We start from the raw sequence: 14,023 nt of genomic DNA, 5'->3' as shown, positions 1-14,023 counted from the left end.
ACGAAAGGATGATCACGGCAGGGTCGCCGTTGCGTGGGGAATCGGCGCTGCCGACCACAGCAGGAAACAACCACAAGAAGCGCCGATTTCCCACGCCCCGGCGAAGCCGCATCTTGAAAAGCGGGGAACCTAAAGCGCCACAAGAGCCGCAAGCTTCCAACGACCATCAACCCGCTTCGCAGTAACAGAGAGCTGATCCACGGAAGACGACGGCGCTCCCCCACCCTGAGCCACCGTCTGCTGATCCAGAAAAAGCAGTACCGAAGCATCGTCCCCCACCAAGGACCGGACCCCGATCGCCCGCACGGTAGTAGTCCGGACCAGCTTCTCAGCCGCGGCCCGAGAGCGAGCCGAAGCGAACTGAGCCTGGTACTGACGAACGGCGTCACCGATCAGGTACTCCGACGCCGCCCGCTCGGTACGGGCCAGATTGGCGTAGTCGTAGGAGAAAACCGCCTTCACCGCGTCGCCGACTTCGGCGGTGACCGAAGCGGTCGCCGCAGTGTCGACCAGTGCCGCGTTGTCGGTAGAAGGCGAAAGCGACGCCGTCTCGACGCCGAACCAGACCGCAAGGCCCAGGGCCACCACGACCACCGCCGCCAGGATCCGGGTCATGAGCCCGCCGCCTGGACGCCCGCGACCTTCCACCCGGTGTCCGACCGCGAAACGTCCACGGTGAGCCGGTTCATGCGGGCGGCAGCGGGAGCACCGGCCGTCGAGACCCGGACGTCCAGCACCGCCAGCAGCCGCGCCTTCCCCGTGGGGGCGTCGATCTCCGTGACCGCCGCCTCCACCAGGGACGCCGTCGAGACGGTGCGCGCCGTGGTGGCCCGGTCGATCTGCAGCTGGCGGTCGCCCGCGAGGTCCTTGCCGTACTGGCCCGTCGACGCCGAGATCCAGCGGTCGACGTCCGCGCCCGCGTTGCGGTAGTCGATCGTGTTCAGCGTGACCAGCTCCGGGCCGGCCGCCGCGAGGACCGCGTCACGTTCGCGGCCGCGCGCCAGGGAGTCGTCGGCCGCCGCGTGCCACCACGACCAGCCGGAGAAACCTGCAGCCAGCACCGCCACCACCGCGGCGATGACCCAGACCTTCACGGTGCGCCCAGCAACTTGCCGAGGCCGCCCGCCGACGGCCCGGTCAGCAGGCTCAGCATCCCCGGCAGCTGGGCCTGCGACGGTGCCGACGCGGTCTGCGAAGGCGCGGCCGGGATCGCCGGCGGCGTGCCCGCGTACGGCGCGTTCTGCGACCCGCGCACCCCGGTCGGGCTGCCCGGCGGCTCGGCGCAGTAGGCGTTCATGTTCACCGGCGCCTCGGACGTGTCGTTCGCCGGACGCTCCTTCGTGCCTTCGTAGCCCTTCGTGCACGAAGCCGGGTCGAAGAAGTTGAACACCACGCCGAGGTGCCCTGTGCCGTCCGGGGACGTCGACGGCGAGAACGCCGAGATGATCGGGTACGCCACCAGCAGTTCCTCGATCGCGTCCTTGCGCGACGACGTGATCTGCGCGGTGGTCAGCAGGTTCGCGAACAGCACGCCCAGGTCGGTGCCGGACGCCGCGAGCACGTCGCTGATCTGCCGGCTCAGCTGCGGTGCCTCCGAAATCACCCGCCGCAGGTCCGGATCGGACGTCTTGAGCTGGCCCGCGATGGTGCGCAGCCCGCTCGCGAAGTCCGTGATGTTCGCGGCCTGCCGTTCCTGTGTGGTCAGCACGATCCGCGAATTCGCCAGCAGGCCTTGGGTCTCCGGGACGTATTGCGTGGCCACCGCGGTCAGCGAACTCGTGCTGTCCAGCAGCTGCTGCAGCTCCGGGCCCGCCCCGGCGAAGGCGTTGTACGTCTCGTCGACGACCGTGCGCAACGAGTCCGGGTGAACGCTCGCGACCAGGTCGTCGAGGTGGGTCAGCACGGTGTCCGGCGACGGCGGCAGCGACGTCTTGTCCGGCGTGATCACCGAGCCGTCCTGCAGGTACGGGCCGCCGTCGTGCTGCGGGAGCAGGTCGACGAACTGCTCCCCCACCGCCGAGCGGTTCGCGACCTGCGCGTGCGCGTCGGCCGGGATGTCCGGGCCGCCGGAGTCGATGTCGAGCGCGACGTCGACGCCGTGGTCGGTGAGCGTCATCGACGTCACGCGCCCGACCGTGACGCCGCGGTAGGCGACCTCGGAGTTGACGAAGATGCCGCCGGAGTCGGTCAGCTGCGCGGTGACGACGTAGCCGCGGCTGCCGAAGAGCCGGTCCAGACCGGCGTACTTGCCGCCCGCGTAGACGACCGAAACCACCGCGATGACGACGAAGGCGATCAGCTGGATGCGGGTTTTGCGCGTGATCACCGGCCACCGCCGATCAGGCCCAGCAGGCCGCCCAGCAGTTCGGTGCCGCCGCTCTGCCCGGTCACCGTCCCGAGGTCGGGCAGCGGCAACGGCGGCGGCGCGGCGGTGCCAGTGCTGGTGGACGGCACGCCGCCGATGGTGTTGGGCAGCGCGATCGGCGGCTGCGACGAGTTCGTGAAGTTCTGGATCAGCTTGTCGAGATCCAGGTTCACGGTCGCTTCGACGTTCGCGTAGTCACCCTTGATGACGTTGCCCGCGTAGTCCGGGAACGGGTAGGTGAGCAGGATCTGCAGGGCGTTCGGCAGGTCCTGGCCGGCCTCGCCGAGCTTCGTCAACGTCGGCTGCAACGTCTTGAGGTTCGCGACCAGCTGGTCCCGGCTCTTCGTCACGGTGTCGGTCGCGACGCCGGACAACGAGTTGAGCGCGTTCAGCATCCCGACGAGCTGGTCCCGCTGGTCGGTGACGATCTTCAGGCCCGGTGCGAGGTTGTCGAGCGCGTTCGACAGGTTCTGCGTCTGGCCCTTCAACGTCGCCGACAGCTTCCCGAGCCCGTCGATCGCCCGCAGGATCTCGGTCTTGTGCCCGTCGAGCTGCGTCGCCAATTCGTCCACCCGGGACAGCAGCGCGCGGATCTCCGGCTCGTTGCCCGACAGCGCGTCGTTCAGCTCGTGGCTGATCTTCTGGATCTGCTCGACGCCGCCGCCGTTGAGCAGCAGGGAAAGCGCGCCGAGCACCTCCTCGACCTCGGGGTTGCGGTTGGTGCGCCCGAGCGGGATCTGCGCGTTGTCACCCAGTTTCCCGGTGGCCGGTTCCGCGGTCGGCACGCTCAGCTCGACGAACTTCTCGCCCAGCAGGCTCGACTGCTTCAGCTCGGCGCGGGAGTTGGCGGGCAGCGCGACGTCGCCGTTGACGGTCATCGAGACGAGCGCGGACCGCGTGTCCGGCGTGAGAGTCACTTTGTCGACCCGGCCGACCGCGACGTCGTTGACCTTGACGCTCGACTGCGGCACCAGATCCAGGACGTCGGTGAACAGCGCGGTGACGTGGTACGGGTGGTCGCCGACGTCGGCGCCGCCCGGCAACGGCGTGCCGTAGAGGCCGTTGAACCCGCCGTCACTGCAGCCGGCCAGCACGAGGATCCCGGCGAGCACTCCCGCGAGCCGCTTCACTTGGCACCGCCGGAAAGCTGTTCCATCACGTCGACGAGCGGGAGCGGCAGCGGCGGGAGTTCGCCGTTCTGCAGGGAGTTCAGCACCTGCGGGATGGTCGGCAGCTTGAGCGCGCCGTCGAGGATCGGCGCGAGCTGCTTGCAGATGTTCCCCAGCGTGTCCGGGATCGGTTTCGGTGTGCCCGCGCTGATCAGCCGGCACACGGTGAGGATCGGCGGGTTGGTCAGCTCGTTGAGGTTGTCGCGCACGGCGATGGTGCCCGACGCGGCGTCGTAGGAGTTGATGAAGTTGGTGGCGCCGGTCGGCGCGATGTCGAGCACCTCGGCCAGCGACGCCCGCTGGTCGACGAGCACCTTCGACAGCGACGCCAGCTTGTCCACATTGGACTCCAGCGCCGTCTTGTTGTCGTTGACGAACTGCTGGACGTCGCCGAGCGCGCCGCCGAGCGACTGCAGCGCGGCGCCGACGTCGGAGGAGTCGTCGGCGAGGAACCGGCTGACGTCGGCGACGCGGCCGTAGAACTCGTTGAGCTGCTGGTCGCTCTGCGCGAGCGCGCCGGTGAAGGAATTCAGGTTCTGCACGGTGGAGAACAGGTCGTCCTTCGAGCCGTCGAGGGTCTTGGCGAGGTCGGCGAGCTGCCCGACCGTCGAATTCAGCGAAGCCCCGTTGCCGCGCAAGGCGTCCGCGGCGGTGTCCAGGACGCCCGACAGCGCGCCGTCCTTGTTCGCGCCGTTCGGGCCGAGCGCCGTCGACAGCTTGTCGAGGCTGGAGTACAGGTCGTCCAGCTCGACCGGCGTAGCGGTGCGATCGCGCGGCAGCACCGTGCCGGTCGCCAGGACCGGGCCGCTGTCGTAGGCCGGGGTGAGCTGGACGTAGCGGTCGCTGACCAGGCTCGGCGCGACGACGACCGCGCCGACGTCGGCGGGCAGCTGCACCTCGTCGACCTGCATGTCGACGCGCACCGCGTCCCCCTGCGGCGTGACGTCGGTGACCCGCCCGACCGGCACGCCGAGCACCCGCACCGACGAACCGGCGTAGAGCCCGACGGTCTTGCCGAAGTACGCCGACAGCTTCGTGCCGCTGGATTCGCGGAACACCAGCCAGAGCCCGGCGGTGAGGATCAGCGCGACGACGCAGGCGAACGCCACCCACGTCGCGAGGCTGCGGCCGCGATAGGTCCGGATCGTCATCGGCGACCCACCCCCTGGTTCGGCGCCGCGATCGGCGGGGTGCAGCCCTCGGGGTTGATGGACAGGCCGCCCACGGTAATCGTCGGCGGGAGCAGCCCGCACAGGTAGCCCTCGAACCAGCGGCCGTTGCCGGTCGCGTTCGCGCCGACGCGGGCGAACGGCGCCATCAGCTGCAGGCTCTTGTCGAGGTTGCCCTGGTTGCGCTGCAGGATGTCGGTCACCTTCCCGAGCTTGTCCAGCGTCGGCTTCAGCTGCGTGCGGTTGTCCGCGACCAGCCCGGACAGCTGCTGCGAGAGCTGCTGCGTGCCGGTGAGCAGCGCGTGGATCGCCGTCTTGCGGTTCTGCAGCTCGGTGAGCAGCAGGTTGCCGTCGCTGATCACGCGCTGCAGCTGCGCGTTGCGGTCGGACAGGGTCTTCGACACCTGGCTGGTGTTGGCCAGCAAAGTGTGCAGGTCGGCGTCACGCGAGGACACCGTCTTGGCCAGGGAGGACAAGCCGTTCAGCGTGTCCTTCAGGTACTGCGGGCTGTCCTTGAGGCTGTCGGACAACGCGTTGAAGCTGTCGGCCAGCTGTTTCGTGTCGATGTCGCCGACCGTGGTGGACAGCTGGTCGAACGCGTCCTGCAGCTGGAACGGCGTGCGCGTGCGGGCCTGCGGGATGGTCGCGTCTAGCTCCTGGGTGCCGTCGCCCTTGGTGTCGAGCGCGAGGTACTTCTCGCCCAGGAGCGTCTTGATCTCGATCGACGCGGTCGTCGCGTCGCCGACCCGGACGCCTTTGACGCGGAACCGGACGAGCACCTGCTTGCCCTCGAGCGTCACGGAAGACACCGTGCCGACCTTGACGCCGGCGATCTCGACCTCGTTGTCCGGGGCCAGTCCCGCGGACTCGCCGAAGTAGGCCGAGTACGTCGTGCCGTTGCCGAAGAACGGGAGCTGGTCGGAGAAGTACGTCGTGGCCGTGACGAGCACGATCAGCACGAGCGTCACCGCGCCGACCGCGGCCTGGTTGCGATCCTTCAGCCGCTTCACGGACCACACCTCTCCGCCCGCTGGGTGCCGGGGATCGGGATGATCGGCAGGGTGATGTCGAGCGAGGAAATGCCGATGGTGCCGTTGATCCCGCACAGGTAGTAGTTGAACCAGCTGCCGTAGCTCAGGGTCCGGGTGAACTTCTGCAGGTTGCCCGGCAGCACCTCGAGCAGGTGGTTGAGCAGCTCGCCGGAGTCGCCGAGGTGCTGCGACAGCGTGCCGAGCTGCGCGACGTCGTCCTTGAGCGCCGGGCGCGCGTCGGCCAGCAGGCCGGTGGTCGAGACGGCGAGGTCGCCGAGCGCGGTGACCGCGTCGCCGATCGGCTTGCGCTGCTCGGCCAGGCCGCTGACCAGCTTCTGGGTCTGCTCGATGAGGTCGCCGAGCTGCGGGCCGTGGGCGTTGACCGTGCCGAGCACGCTGTTGAGGTTGGCGATCACCTGGCCGATCACCTGGTCCTTGCCCGCGATCGCGGTGGTGAGCGACGCGGTGTGCTGCAGCAGGCTGGTGATCGTGCCGCCCTCGCCCTGGAAGACGCTGATGATCTCGCCCGAGAGCTGGTTGACGTCCTTCGGGCTGAGCGCCTTGAACAGCGGCTTGAACCCGTTGAACAGCACGGTGAGGTTAAGCGCGGGTTTGGTGCGCTCGGGCGGGATCGTGCCGCCGTCCGGCAGCGCCTTGTCCCCCGGGACGTCGGTGCCGAGCGCGAGATAACGCTGGCCGACGAGGTTCCGGTACTTGATGGTCGCGGTCACCGACTCCGGCAGCCGGTAGGTGTGCTCGACGTCGAACCGCACCTCGGCGAGGTTCCGCTCCCCCACCTCGACGTCGATGGTGTCGACCTGGCCGACCTTGACCCCGGCGATGCGGACGTCGTCGCCTTCCTTGAGCCCGGACGCGTCGGTGAACTTCGCCAGGTAGCCCGAGGTGACGCCGAAGTTGGTGTTCGCGATGGTGGCCGCGAGGACGCCGGTGAACAGGACCGTGACGACGGCGAACACCAGCAGCTTCACCAGCGACGGGACAAAACTCCTCACTTGAGCTCCACCTCCGCCCCGCGGTAGAGCGGCCCGACGAGCAGGCCGGCCCAGCCCGGCACCTGATCCGGGGTGGCGCCGAGCGCGGGTGACGCGAGCAGGGCGATCAGCTCCGACTCGTCGGCCGAGCCGACGATGCTGCCGGACCCGCCGATCGCGCCGCCGCCGGCGGTGATCGGGCCGGGCAGGGTGCCGCCGGGTGACTTCGGCGGCGCCGGTTTGCTGGAACCGTCCTCGATCGCGCCGTCCGGCGGGTACTGCGGCCAGTACCCCGGCTTCGGCACCTGCGGGTAGCAGCGCGGGCCGCGCTTGTCCTCGTACTTCGGCTCGTCGACGCCCGGCAGGTACTTGCCGCGGCTGGCGCTGAACTCGATGGTGACGCGGCTGACCTCGGGGTGCGCGGTGCCCTTGCCGAACGCCAGCTCCGCCGGGGCGACCTCACCGGCGAGCTGGTGGAACAGGCACGGGTACTCCGGCGCGTACTTCGCCAGGACGTCCAGCGTGGGCTGGACGGCGGTGGTGAGCCGGATCAGGTTGTCCTTGTTGACCAGCAGGAAGTTCGTGAGGTCGACCGACGCGGCCGACACCGTCGCGTAGAGGTCGCTCAGCTGCGTGCGCTTCTCGACGATCGTGCGGCTCGTCGTCGTCAGGTCCGACAACGCCTGCAGCAGGTCGGGCGCGGCCTTGTCGTAGGTGGCCGAGACGTTCGCGAGGCCGGTGATGTCGGCCTTGATGTCGGGCAGCGACGGGTTGAGCTTGCCGAGGTAGTCCGACAACTGCGAAAGGGTCTGGCCGAGCTGCTTGCCGCGGCCGTCGAGCGCGGTCGCGACGGCGGTGAGGGTGCTCGACAGCTTCTCCGGCTGGACGGCCTGCAGCAGCGGCATCACGTCGTCGAGGACCTTCTGCAGCTCGATCGCGCTGCTGCTGCGGTCCTGCGGGATGACGTCGCCGGCTTTGATCGGCCCGGCGGAGCGGCCGGGCAGCTGCAGGGCGACGTACCGCTCGCCGAACAGCGTCTTCGGCAGCAGCCGCGCGGAGACGTTCTTGGGGATGACGGCCGTCTTGCCCGGATCCAGCGCGAGCTCCAGCTCGGCGTGGTCGCCCTTCGCGAGCACCGACCGGACTTCGCCGACGACCACACCGCGGACCTTGACGTCGCCGCCCGTGCGCAGCTGGCTGCCGACGTGGTCCGTCTCGAGCTTCACCAGCGTCACCGCCGTGAACGCCTTGTTGTAGACGGCGAGCGTGAAGGCGATGAACAACGCCGCGACGAGCAGGAAAGCGAGCCCCAGCACCTGGTACCGGAGCCGCTGCCGGAGTGCCTTCCTCATCCGGAGATCCTCACCGTGGTGTTGGCGCCCCAGATCGCGAGGGACAGGAAGAAGTCCAGGACCGAGATCAGCACGATCGACGTCCGCACCGCGCGGCCCACGGCCACGCCGACGCCGGCCGGGCCGCCGCTCGCGGTGTAGCCGTAATAACAATGGGACAGGATCACGAGCACGCTGAACACGATCACCTTCCCGAACGACCACAAGACGTCGCCGGGGGGCAGGAAGAGCGTGAAGTAGTGGTCGTAGGTACCGGCGGACTGGCCGTAGAGCCAGATGGTGATCTGCCGGGACGCGAGGTAACTCGACAGCAGGCCGACCGCGTAGAGCGGGATCACCGCGGCGACGCCGGCGAGCACGCGGGTCGTCACCAGGTACGGCATGCTCGGCACGGCCATGACTTCCAGCGCGTCGATCTCCTCGGAGATCCGCATCGCGCCGAGCTGGGCAGTGAACCCGCAGCCGACCGTCGCGCTCAGGGCGAGCCCGGCCGAGAGCGGCGCGACCTCGCGGGTGTTGAAGTAGGCGGAGATGAACCCGGTGAGCGCGGCCGTGCCGAGCTGGTTGAGCGCGGAGTAGCCCTGGAGGCCGACGATCAGGCCGGTGAACAGCGTCATCCCGATCATCACGCCGAGGGTGCCGCCGATGACCGCCAGGCCGCCGGTGCCGAAGCAGACTTCGGTGAGCAGCCGCAGCGTTTCCCGGCTGTAGCGGCGGATCGTGCGCGGCGACCAGGCGAGCGCCTTCGCGGCGAACGACAGCAGCTTGCCCAGGCCTTCGAGGCTCTGGCCCGGGCGGGCGAGGTACTCCAGCGTCCGGTCCTGGTCGGCGCGGTCGATCGGCTCGGCCGTCATCACATGGCCTTCGGCGGGACGACCCGCAGGTAGATCGCGGTGAGCACGACGTTGATGAGGAACAGCAGCAGGAACGTGACGACGACGGCCTGGTTGACGGCGTCGCCGACGCCCTTCGGTCCAGGCGGCGGGTTCAGGCCGCGGAACGCCGCGACGACGCCGGCCACGAAGCCGTAGAGCAGCGCCTTGATCTCGCTGATCCAGAGGTCCGGGACCTGGGCGAGCGCGTTGAAGCTGGCCAGGTACGCGCCGGGCGTGCCGCCCTGCAGGACGACGTTGAAGAAGTACCCGCCGAGCACGCCGACGACGCTGACCAAGCCGTTGAGCAGCACCGAAACCACCATGGCGGCCAGTACCCGCGGCACGATCAGGCGCTGGATCGGGTTGACGCCCAGCACCTCCATGGCGTCGATCTCTTCGCGGATCTTGCGCGCCCCGATGTCCGCGCACACCGCGCTGCCGCCGGCGCCGGCCACGAGCAACGCCGTGATCAGCGGGCTGGCCTGCTGCACGATGGCCAGCGCGCTGGCCGCGCCGGTGAAGGACTGGGCGCCGATCTGCGCGGTCAGCGAGCCGAGCTGCAGCGCGATCACCGCGCCGAACGGGATGGCCACCAGGGCGGTCGGCAGGATGGTGACGCTGGCGAAGAACCAGCACTGCTGGATCCACTCGCGGGTCTGGAAGGGGCGCTTGAAGATCGCGCGCAGGACCTCCCACGAGAGCGTCGCGAGGCGGCCGACCTGCGTCAGCGCCGCGGTTCCCGGGAGCGTGCCAGTGCTGTCGCTCACCACACCTCCCAGAAGTAGTCGCTCACCCCCGAGTGTCGTCCATACCCGGTGTCCGCTTTTCGTTAGCGGTGTTTACCAACGTCGTTCCTGTTAGAAGTTGAGCGCGTGGGACGCTGTCGCCCCGCCGTCGGCCACGAATTCCGAACCCGTGCAGTACGAACTTTCTTCGCTGGCCAGGAACAGCACCAGCTTCGCGATGTCTTCGGGCTGCCCGACCCGGCCGAGGGCCACCTTCTTGCCGACGTACGACATGTCGACCTTCTGGCCGCCGGCCGCGGTCGACACCATCTGCGTGTCGATCGCGCCGGGGTGCACCGAATTGACCCGGATGTGCTTCTTGCCGAGTTCCATGGCCGCGACCTTGGTCATCCCGCGGATCGCGAACTTGCTCGCGGTGTAGGCGACGAGGTACGGCATCCCGGCCAGACCCTCCACAGAGGACACGTTGACGATGGAGCCACCGCCGGCGGCGGTCATGGGTTCAACGACCGAGCGCATCCCGAGAAACGCCCCGATCTGATTCACCCGGATGACCCGCTCGTAATCGGCCAGGGTCGTCTTGCCCAGTTCCGAGAAATGGAGGATGCCCGCGTTGTTGACCAGCACGTTCAGCGCGCCGAACTCCGTGGTGGTCCGCTCGATCGCCGTCGCCCAGTCGTCCTCGCTGCCGACGTCGAGGTGCTGGTAGACGGCGGCGTCGCCGAGATCGGCGGCGAGCTGCTTGCCCTCGTCGTCGAGGATGTCGGCGATCACGACCTTCGCGCCTTCGGCGGCGAACGCGCGGGCGGCGGCCTCCCCCTGTCCGCGCGCGGCACCGGTGATGAGGGCGATCTTCCCGTCGAGCCTCACGATTCCTCCAGGATTTCGGTGGCGGCGAACATCCGGCCGGGGTCGCGGCCGGCGAAGTAGTCGGTGACGGTCGTTTCCAGCTCGCCGAGCGACCAGCGCCGCTCGATCCGCGGCGCTTCGACCAGCGCGACCGAGCCGCCGTGGACGACGAACACCTGGCCGTTGACGTGCTCGGCGGCGGGCGAGGCGAGGTAGGCGACGAACGGGGCGACGTGCTCGACCGAGAGCGGGTCGGTGCCTTCGGCGGGGGCGGCGCCGAACACGCCCTCGGTCATCGCCGTCCGGGCGCGCGGGCAGATCGCGTTCGCGCGGACGCCGTACTTGGCCAGGCCGCGGGCGGCCGACATGGTGAGCGCGGTGATGCCGGCCTTCGCCGCGGCGTAGTTGGGCTGGCCGGGCGAACCGATCAGGAACGCCTCGGACGCGGTGTTCACCAGCCGCCCGTACACCGGCTTCCCGTCCTCTTTGGACTTGTCCCGCCAGTGCTTCGCGGCGTTGCGGGACAACAGGAAGTGCCCACGCAGGTGGACGCGCAGCACGGTGTCCCAGTCGTCGTCGGACATCGAGAACAGCATCTTGTCGCGCAGCACGCCGGCGTTGTTCACGACGATGTCGAGCCCGCCGAGGTCGAGCGCGGCGGCCACGAGCGTGTCGGCCGTGGCGCGCTCGCCGACGTCTCCGGCGACGGCGACGGCCTGGCCACCGGCGGCTTCGATTTCTTCGACGACGTCCTTCGGTTCCCCGATGTCGTTGACGACGACGGTGGCGCCCCGCGCGGCCAGGGCGAGCGCTTCGGCCCGTCCCAGCCCGGCGGCGGCACCCGTGACGATCGCTGTCCTGCCGCTCAGGCTCACGCGAGGCCTCCTCATCGAGTCCTGGATGTCGCGCCTACACTAGAATCTGTTCTTGTTTTGGGCAAGCCTTTCAGTAAACGCCGCTAACTGACGATGAACAGGGCGTTCTTCGGGCAGCCCTTCACCGCGTCGGAGACCCGTTCCACCTGGTCGTCCGGCACCGGACCGGGCCGGACTACCAGTTCTTCGTCGTCATCGAGGTCGAAGATGCCCGGTGCGAACCCCACGCACACCGCGTTCGCCTCACAGAGCGAACGGTCGACGCCGATCTCCATGCTTCCTCCGCCGGGTCAGTCCTGGTACAACTAGAACAGGTTCTACTATAACGCCGGATCGAGGTGACGGGTGCGGATCGACTACACGCCGGAGCAGCGCGCACTGGCCGCGCAGCTGCGGGAGTACTTCGCCGAGCTGATGACGCCGGAGCGTCGTGAGGGCCTCCGCACCGGCGGCGGCGAGTACGGCGACGGCCTGGCCTACAAGGACGTCGTCCGGCAGCTGGGCAAGGACGGCTGGCTCGCGCTCGGCTGGCCGCAGGAGTACGGCGGGCAGGGCCGGCCGATGCTCGACCAGCTCATCTTCACCGACGAGGCGGCGGTCGCCGGGGTGCCGGTCCCGTTCCTGACGGTGAACACCGTCGGGCCGACCATCATGCGCTACGGCACCGACGAGCAGAAGGCGTTCTACCTGCCGAAGATCGCCGCCGGCGAGCTGCACTTCTCGATCGGCTACTCCGAGCCGGAGGCCGGCACGGACCTCGCGTCGCTGCGGACGCGCGCGGTGCGCGACGGCGACGAGTACGTCGTCACCGGCCAGAAGATGTGGACCAGCCTGATCGAGCACGCCGACTACGTCTGGCTCGCCGTCCGGACCGATCCGGAGGCGAAGAAGCACCGCGGCCTGTCGATCCTGATCGTGCCGACGACGGCGCCCGGGTTCTCCTGGACCAAGGTGCACACGGTGGCGGGCGCGGGTACCAGCGCGACGTACTACGACGACGTGCGCGTGCCGGTGTCGGCGCGCGTGGCCGAGGAGAACGCGGGCTGGCCGCTGATCACCAACCAGCTCAACCACGAGCGCGTCGCGCTGACGTCGTCGGCCCCGATCCGCAAGGCGCTGGGCGACGTCCTGGACTGGGCGAAGCGGACGAAACAGCCGGACGGCAGCCGCGTCATCGACACGGAGTGGGTGCGGCTGCACCTCGCGCGGGTGCACGCCGGCGCGGAGTACCTGAAGCTGCGGAACTGGCGGATCGCCTGGGCGGCCGCGGCGAGCGAGCTGGGCCCGGCCGACGCGTCGGCGACGAAGGTGTACGGCACCGAGTTCGCGATCGAGGCCTACCGGCTGCTGATGGAGGTGCTCGGCGCGGCGGCCGTCGTCCGCGACGGTTCACCGGGCGCGCTGCTGGCCGGGCGGATCGAACGGCAGCACCGCTCGGCGCTGATCCTCACCTTCGGCGGCGGCACCAACGAGATCCAGCGGGACATGATCGCCGCGACCGCCCTCGGCCTGCCCGTCACGCGCTAGGAGCGTCTCAGTTAGGAGCTGTATGGACTTCACCCCTTCGGAGGCGTCGGCCGACCTCGCCGCGCTGACCCGGCGGATCCTGGAAGACAAACTCACCCACGACCCGCACGGCACCGGCGGCTTCGACGCTCCACTGTGGACGGCGCTGGGCCAGGCCGGCGTGCTCGACGCGGCGCTGCCGTCGTCGCTCGGCGGCGGCGGGTTCGGGCTGCTGGAACAGTGCGCGGTGCTGACCGAGATCGGCCGCGCGGTCGCCGCGGTCCCCTACCTGACGTCGATCACGATGGCGGCGTCGGCGCTGGCGGAGTTCGGCACGCCGGAGCTGGTGGACCGCTGGGTGCTGCCGGTGCTGCGCGGCGAGCGCGTGCTCACGGTGGCCCTGCCGGACCCGGGCGCGCCGTGCGGTTGCTGGGTGACCGGCGGCCGGCTGACCGGCTCGCAGTCCGCGGTCCCGTTCGGCGCGTACGCGCACGGGCTGCTGGTGGAAACGACGTCCGGCGAGGTGTTCCTGGTCGACGCGGCCGCTCCGGGCGTCACGGTCCGGCCGCAGCAGACGGTCGACCACGCGGACGCGGCGCTGGTGGAACTGTCCGACGTGGCCGGGATTTCCCTCGGCCCGATCGGCGAGTGGCTGCGCCTGCGCGGGACGGCCGGGGTGTGCGCGCAGCAGCTCGGCGTCGTCGAACGGGCCCTGGAGCTGACGGCGGCGTACGCGGCCGAGCGGAAGCAGTTCGACCACGTGATCGGCGGCTTCCAGGCGGTCCGCCAGCGTCTCGCGGACGCGTACGTGGACGTCGAAGCGGTGCGGCTGACGTCCCTGCAGGCGGCGTGGCGGCTGGCGTCGGACCTCGACGCGACCGAGGCGGTGGCGACGGCGAAGTTCTGGGCCGCGGAGGCCGGCCACCGGGTGGCCCACACGACGGTCCACGTCCACGGCGGCGTCGGCATCGACGTCGACCACGTGGTGCACCGGTATTTCGTGGCGGCGAAACGCCTGGAGTTCCTGCTGGGCCCGGCGACACCGCAGCTCCTCGCCCTGGGCGACCTTCTCGCGACCGAACCCTGACCGGCGG

Annotated in this window: 15 protein-coding genes; 2 read left to right on the top strand and 13 right to left on the bottom strand. The window is 69.7% G+C overall.

Translation table 11 applies throughout. From position 1 onward, the window contains the following. Nucleotides 1-129: 129 nt before the first annotated feature. The 13 genes from OHS18_RS43745 to OHS18_RS43685 form a co-directional block, all read right to left on the bottom strand. Nucleotides 130-615 (bottom strand): hypothetical protein, encoded by a 486-nt coding sequence (locus OHS18_RS43745; RefSeq protein WP_328614770.1) that lies wholly within the window; start codon nucleotides 613-615, stop codon nucleotides 130-132. Further along, nucleotides 612-1,094: a hypothetical protein gene (locus tag OHS18_RS43740; RefSeq protein WP_328614769.1), complete on the bottom strand. Its 483-nt coding sequence runs from the start codon at nucleotides 1,092-1,094 to the stop codon at nucleotides 612-614. The genes OHS18_RS43745 and OHS18_RS43740 overlap by 4 nt, the downstream gene beginning before the upstream one ends. Then, nucleotides 1,091-2,326, bottom strand: coding sequence for an MCE family protein (locus OHS18_RS43735; RefSeq protein ID WP_328614768.1), 1,236 nt, complete (start codon nucleotides 2,324-2,326; stop codon nucleotides 1,091-1,093). Before OHS18_RS43735 ends, OHS18_RS43740 begins: the two co-directional genes overlap by 4 nt. Continuing rightward, a complete protein-coding gene (locus OHS18_RS43730; RefSeq protein WP_328614767.1) occupies nucleotides 2,323-3,495 on the bottom strand; it encodes an MCE family protein in 1,173 nt (390 codons plus the stop codon). The genes OHS18_RS43735 and OHS18_RS43730 overlap by 4 nt, the downstream gene beginning before the upstream one ends. Further along, the gene (locus tag OHS18_RS43725; RefSeq protein WP_328442673.1) at nucleotides 3,492-4,685 is read right to left on the bottom strand and encodes an MCE family protein; all 1,194 of its coding nucleotides are present in this window, start codon (nucleotides 4,683-4,685) and stop codon (nucleotides 3,492-3,494) included. Before OHS18_RS43725 ends, OHS18_RS43730 begins: the two co-directional genes overlap by 4 nt. Continuing rightward, entirely contained in the window at nucleotides 4,682-5,713 is a 1,032-nt protein-coding gene (locus OHS18_RS43720) for an MlaD family protein (protein WP_328614766.1), read from the bottom strand. Before OHS18_RS43720 ends, OHS18_RS43725 begins: the two co-directional genes overlap by 4 nt. After that, nucleotides 5,710-6,747 (bottom strand): MlaD family protein, encoded by a 1,038-nt coding sequence (locus OHS18_RS43715; protein WP_328614765.1) that lies wholly within the window; start codon nucleotides 6,745-6,747, stop codon nucleotides 5,710-5,712. Before OHS18_RS43715 ends, OHS18_RS43720 begins: the two co-directional genes overlap by 4 nt. Further along, a complete protein-coding gene (locus OHS18_RS43710) occupies nucleotides 6,744-8,078 on the bottom strand; it encodes an MCE family protein (RefSeq protein ID WP_328442676.1) in 1,335 nt (444 codons plus the stop codon). Before OHS18_RS43710 ends, OHS18_RS43715 begins: the two co-directional genes overlap by 4 nt. Continuing rightward, on the bottom strand, nucleotides 8,075-8,932 hold the full coding sequence (locus OHS18_RS43705; protein WP_328614764.1) for an MlaE family ABC transporter permease: 858 nt from the start codon (nucleotides 8,930-8,932) through the stop codon (nucleotides 8,075-8,077). Before OHS18_RS43705 ends, OHS18_RS43710 begins: the two co-directional genes overlap by 4 nt. Further along, complete coding sequence (locus OHS18_RS43700; RefSeq protein WP_328442677.1) at nucleotides 8,932-9,720, bottom strand: MlaE family ABC transporter permease; 789 nt, start codon at nucleotides 9,718-9,720, stop codon at nucleotides 8,932-8,934. Before OHS18_RS43700 ends, OHS18_RS43705 begins: the two co-directional genes overlap by 1 nt. A 90-nt stretch (nucleotides 9,721-9,810) precedes the next feature. Continuing rightward, nucleotides 9,811-10,572 carry a glucose 1-dehydrogenase gene (locus tag OHS18_RS43695; protein ID WP_328618683.1) on the bottom strand — a complete coding sequence of 254 codons (762 nt, stop codon included), beginning with the start codon at nucleotides 10,570-10,572 and terminating at the stop codon, nucleotides 9,811-9,813. Further along, on the bottom strand, nucleotides 10,566-11,423 hold the full coding sequence (locus tag OHS18_RS43690; protein ID WP_328614763.1) for a 3-oxoacyl-ACP reductase: 858 nt from the start codon (nucleotides 11,421-11,423) through the stop codon (nucleotides 10,566-10,568). The genes OHS18_RS43695 and OHS18_RS43690 overlap by 7 nt, the downstream gene beginning before the upstream one ends. Nucleotides 11,424-11,506: 83 nt before the next feature. Continuing rightward, nucleotides 11,507-11,698, bottom strand: a complete 192-nt coding sequence (locus tag OHS18_RS43685) for a ferredoxin (RefSeq protein WP_328442679.1) — start codon at nucleotides 11,696-11,698, stop codon at nucleotides 11,507-11,509. Between the two features lie 70 nt (nucleotides 11,699-11,768). On the opposite strand from OHS18_RS43685, the gene OHS18_RS43680 reads away from it, so the two are divergent. After that, on the top strand, nucleotides 11,769-12,950 hold the full coding sequence (locus OHS18_RS43680) for an acyl-CoA dehydrogenase family protein (protein ID WP_328614762.1): 1,182 nt from the start codon (nucleotides 11,769-11,771) through the stop codon (nucleotides 12,948-12,950). Between the two features lie 22 nt (nucleotides 12,951-12,972). Further along, nucleotides 12,973-14,016, top strand: coding sequence for an acyl-CoA dehydrogenase family protein (locus tag OHS18_RS43675; protein ID WP_328614761.1), 1,044 nt, complete (start codon nucleotides 12,973-12,975; stop codon nucleotides 14,014-14,016). The last annotated feature ends 7 nt before the right edge of the window (nucleotides 14,017-14,023 follow it).

It is taken from the genome of Amycolatopsis sp. NBC_00355 (genome assembly GCF_036104975.1).
Lineage (GTDB): Bacteria > Actinomycetota > Actinomycetes > Mycobacteriales > Pseudonocardiaceae > Amycolatopsis.
This window is presented reverse-complemented; position numbering and strand designations above follow the sequence as displayed.

What these genes read in the sequence shown, in the direction of transcription:
- OHS18_RS43685 (WP_328442679.1), bottom strand. Translation starts at nt 11,698, where the DNA reads ATGGAGATCGGCGTCGACCGTTCGCTCTGTGAGGCGAACGCGGTGTGC.
- OHS18_RS43710 (WP_328442676.1), bottom strand. Translation starts at nt 8,078, where the DNA reads ATGAGGAAGGCACTCCGGCAGCGGCTCCGGTACCAGGTGCTGGGGCTC.
- OHS18_RS43675 (WP_328614761.1), top strand. Translation starts at nt 12,973, where the DNA reads ATGGACTTCACCCCTTCGGAGGCGTCGGCCGACCTCGCCGCGCTGACC.
- OHS18_RS43745 (WP_328614770.1), bottom strand. Translation starts at nt 615, where the DNA reads ATGACCCGGATCCTGGCGGCGGTGGTCGTGGTGGCCCTGGGCCTTGCG.
- OHS18_RS43705 (WP_328614764.1), bottom strand. Translation starts at nt 8,932, where the DNA reads ATGACGGCCGAGCCGATCGACCGCGCCGACCAGGACCGGACGCTGGAG.
- OHS18_RS43725 (WP_328442673.1), bottom strand. Translation starts at nt 4,685, where the DNA reads ATGACGATCCGGACCTATCGCGGCCGCAGCCTCGCGACGTGGGTGGCG.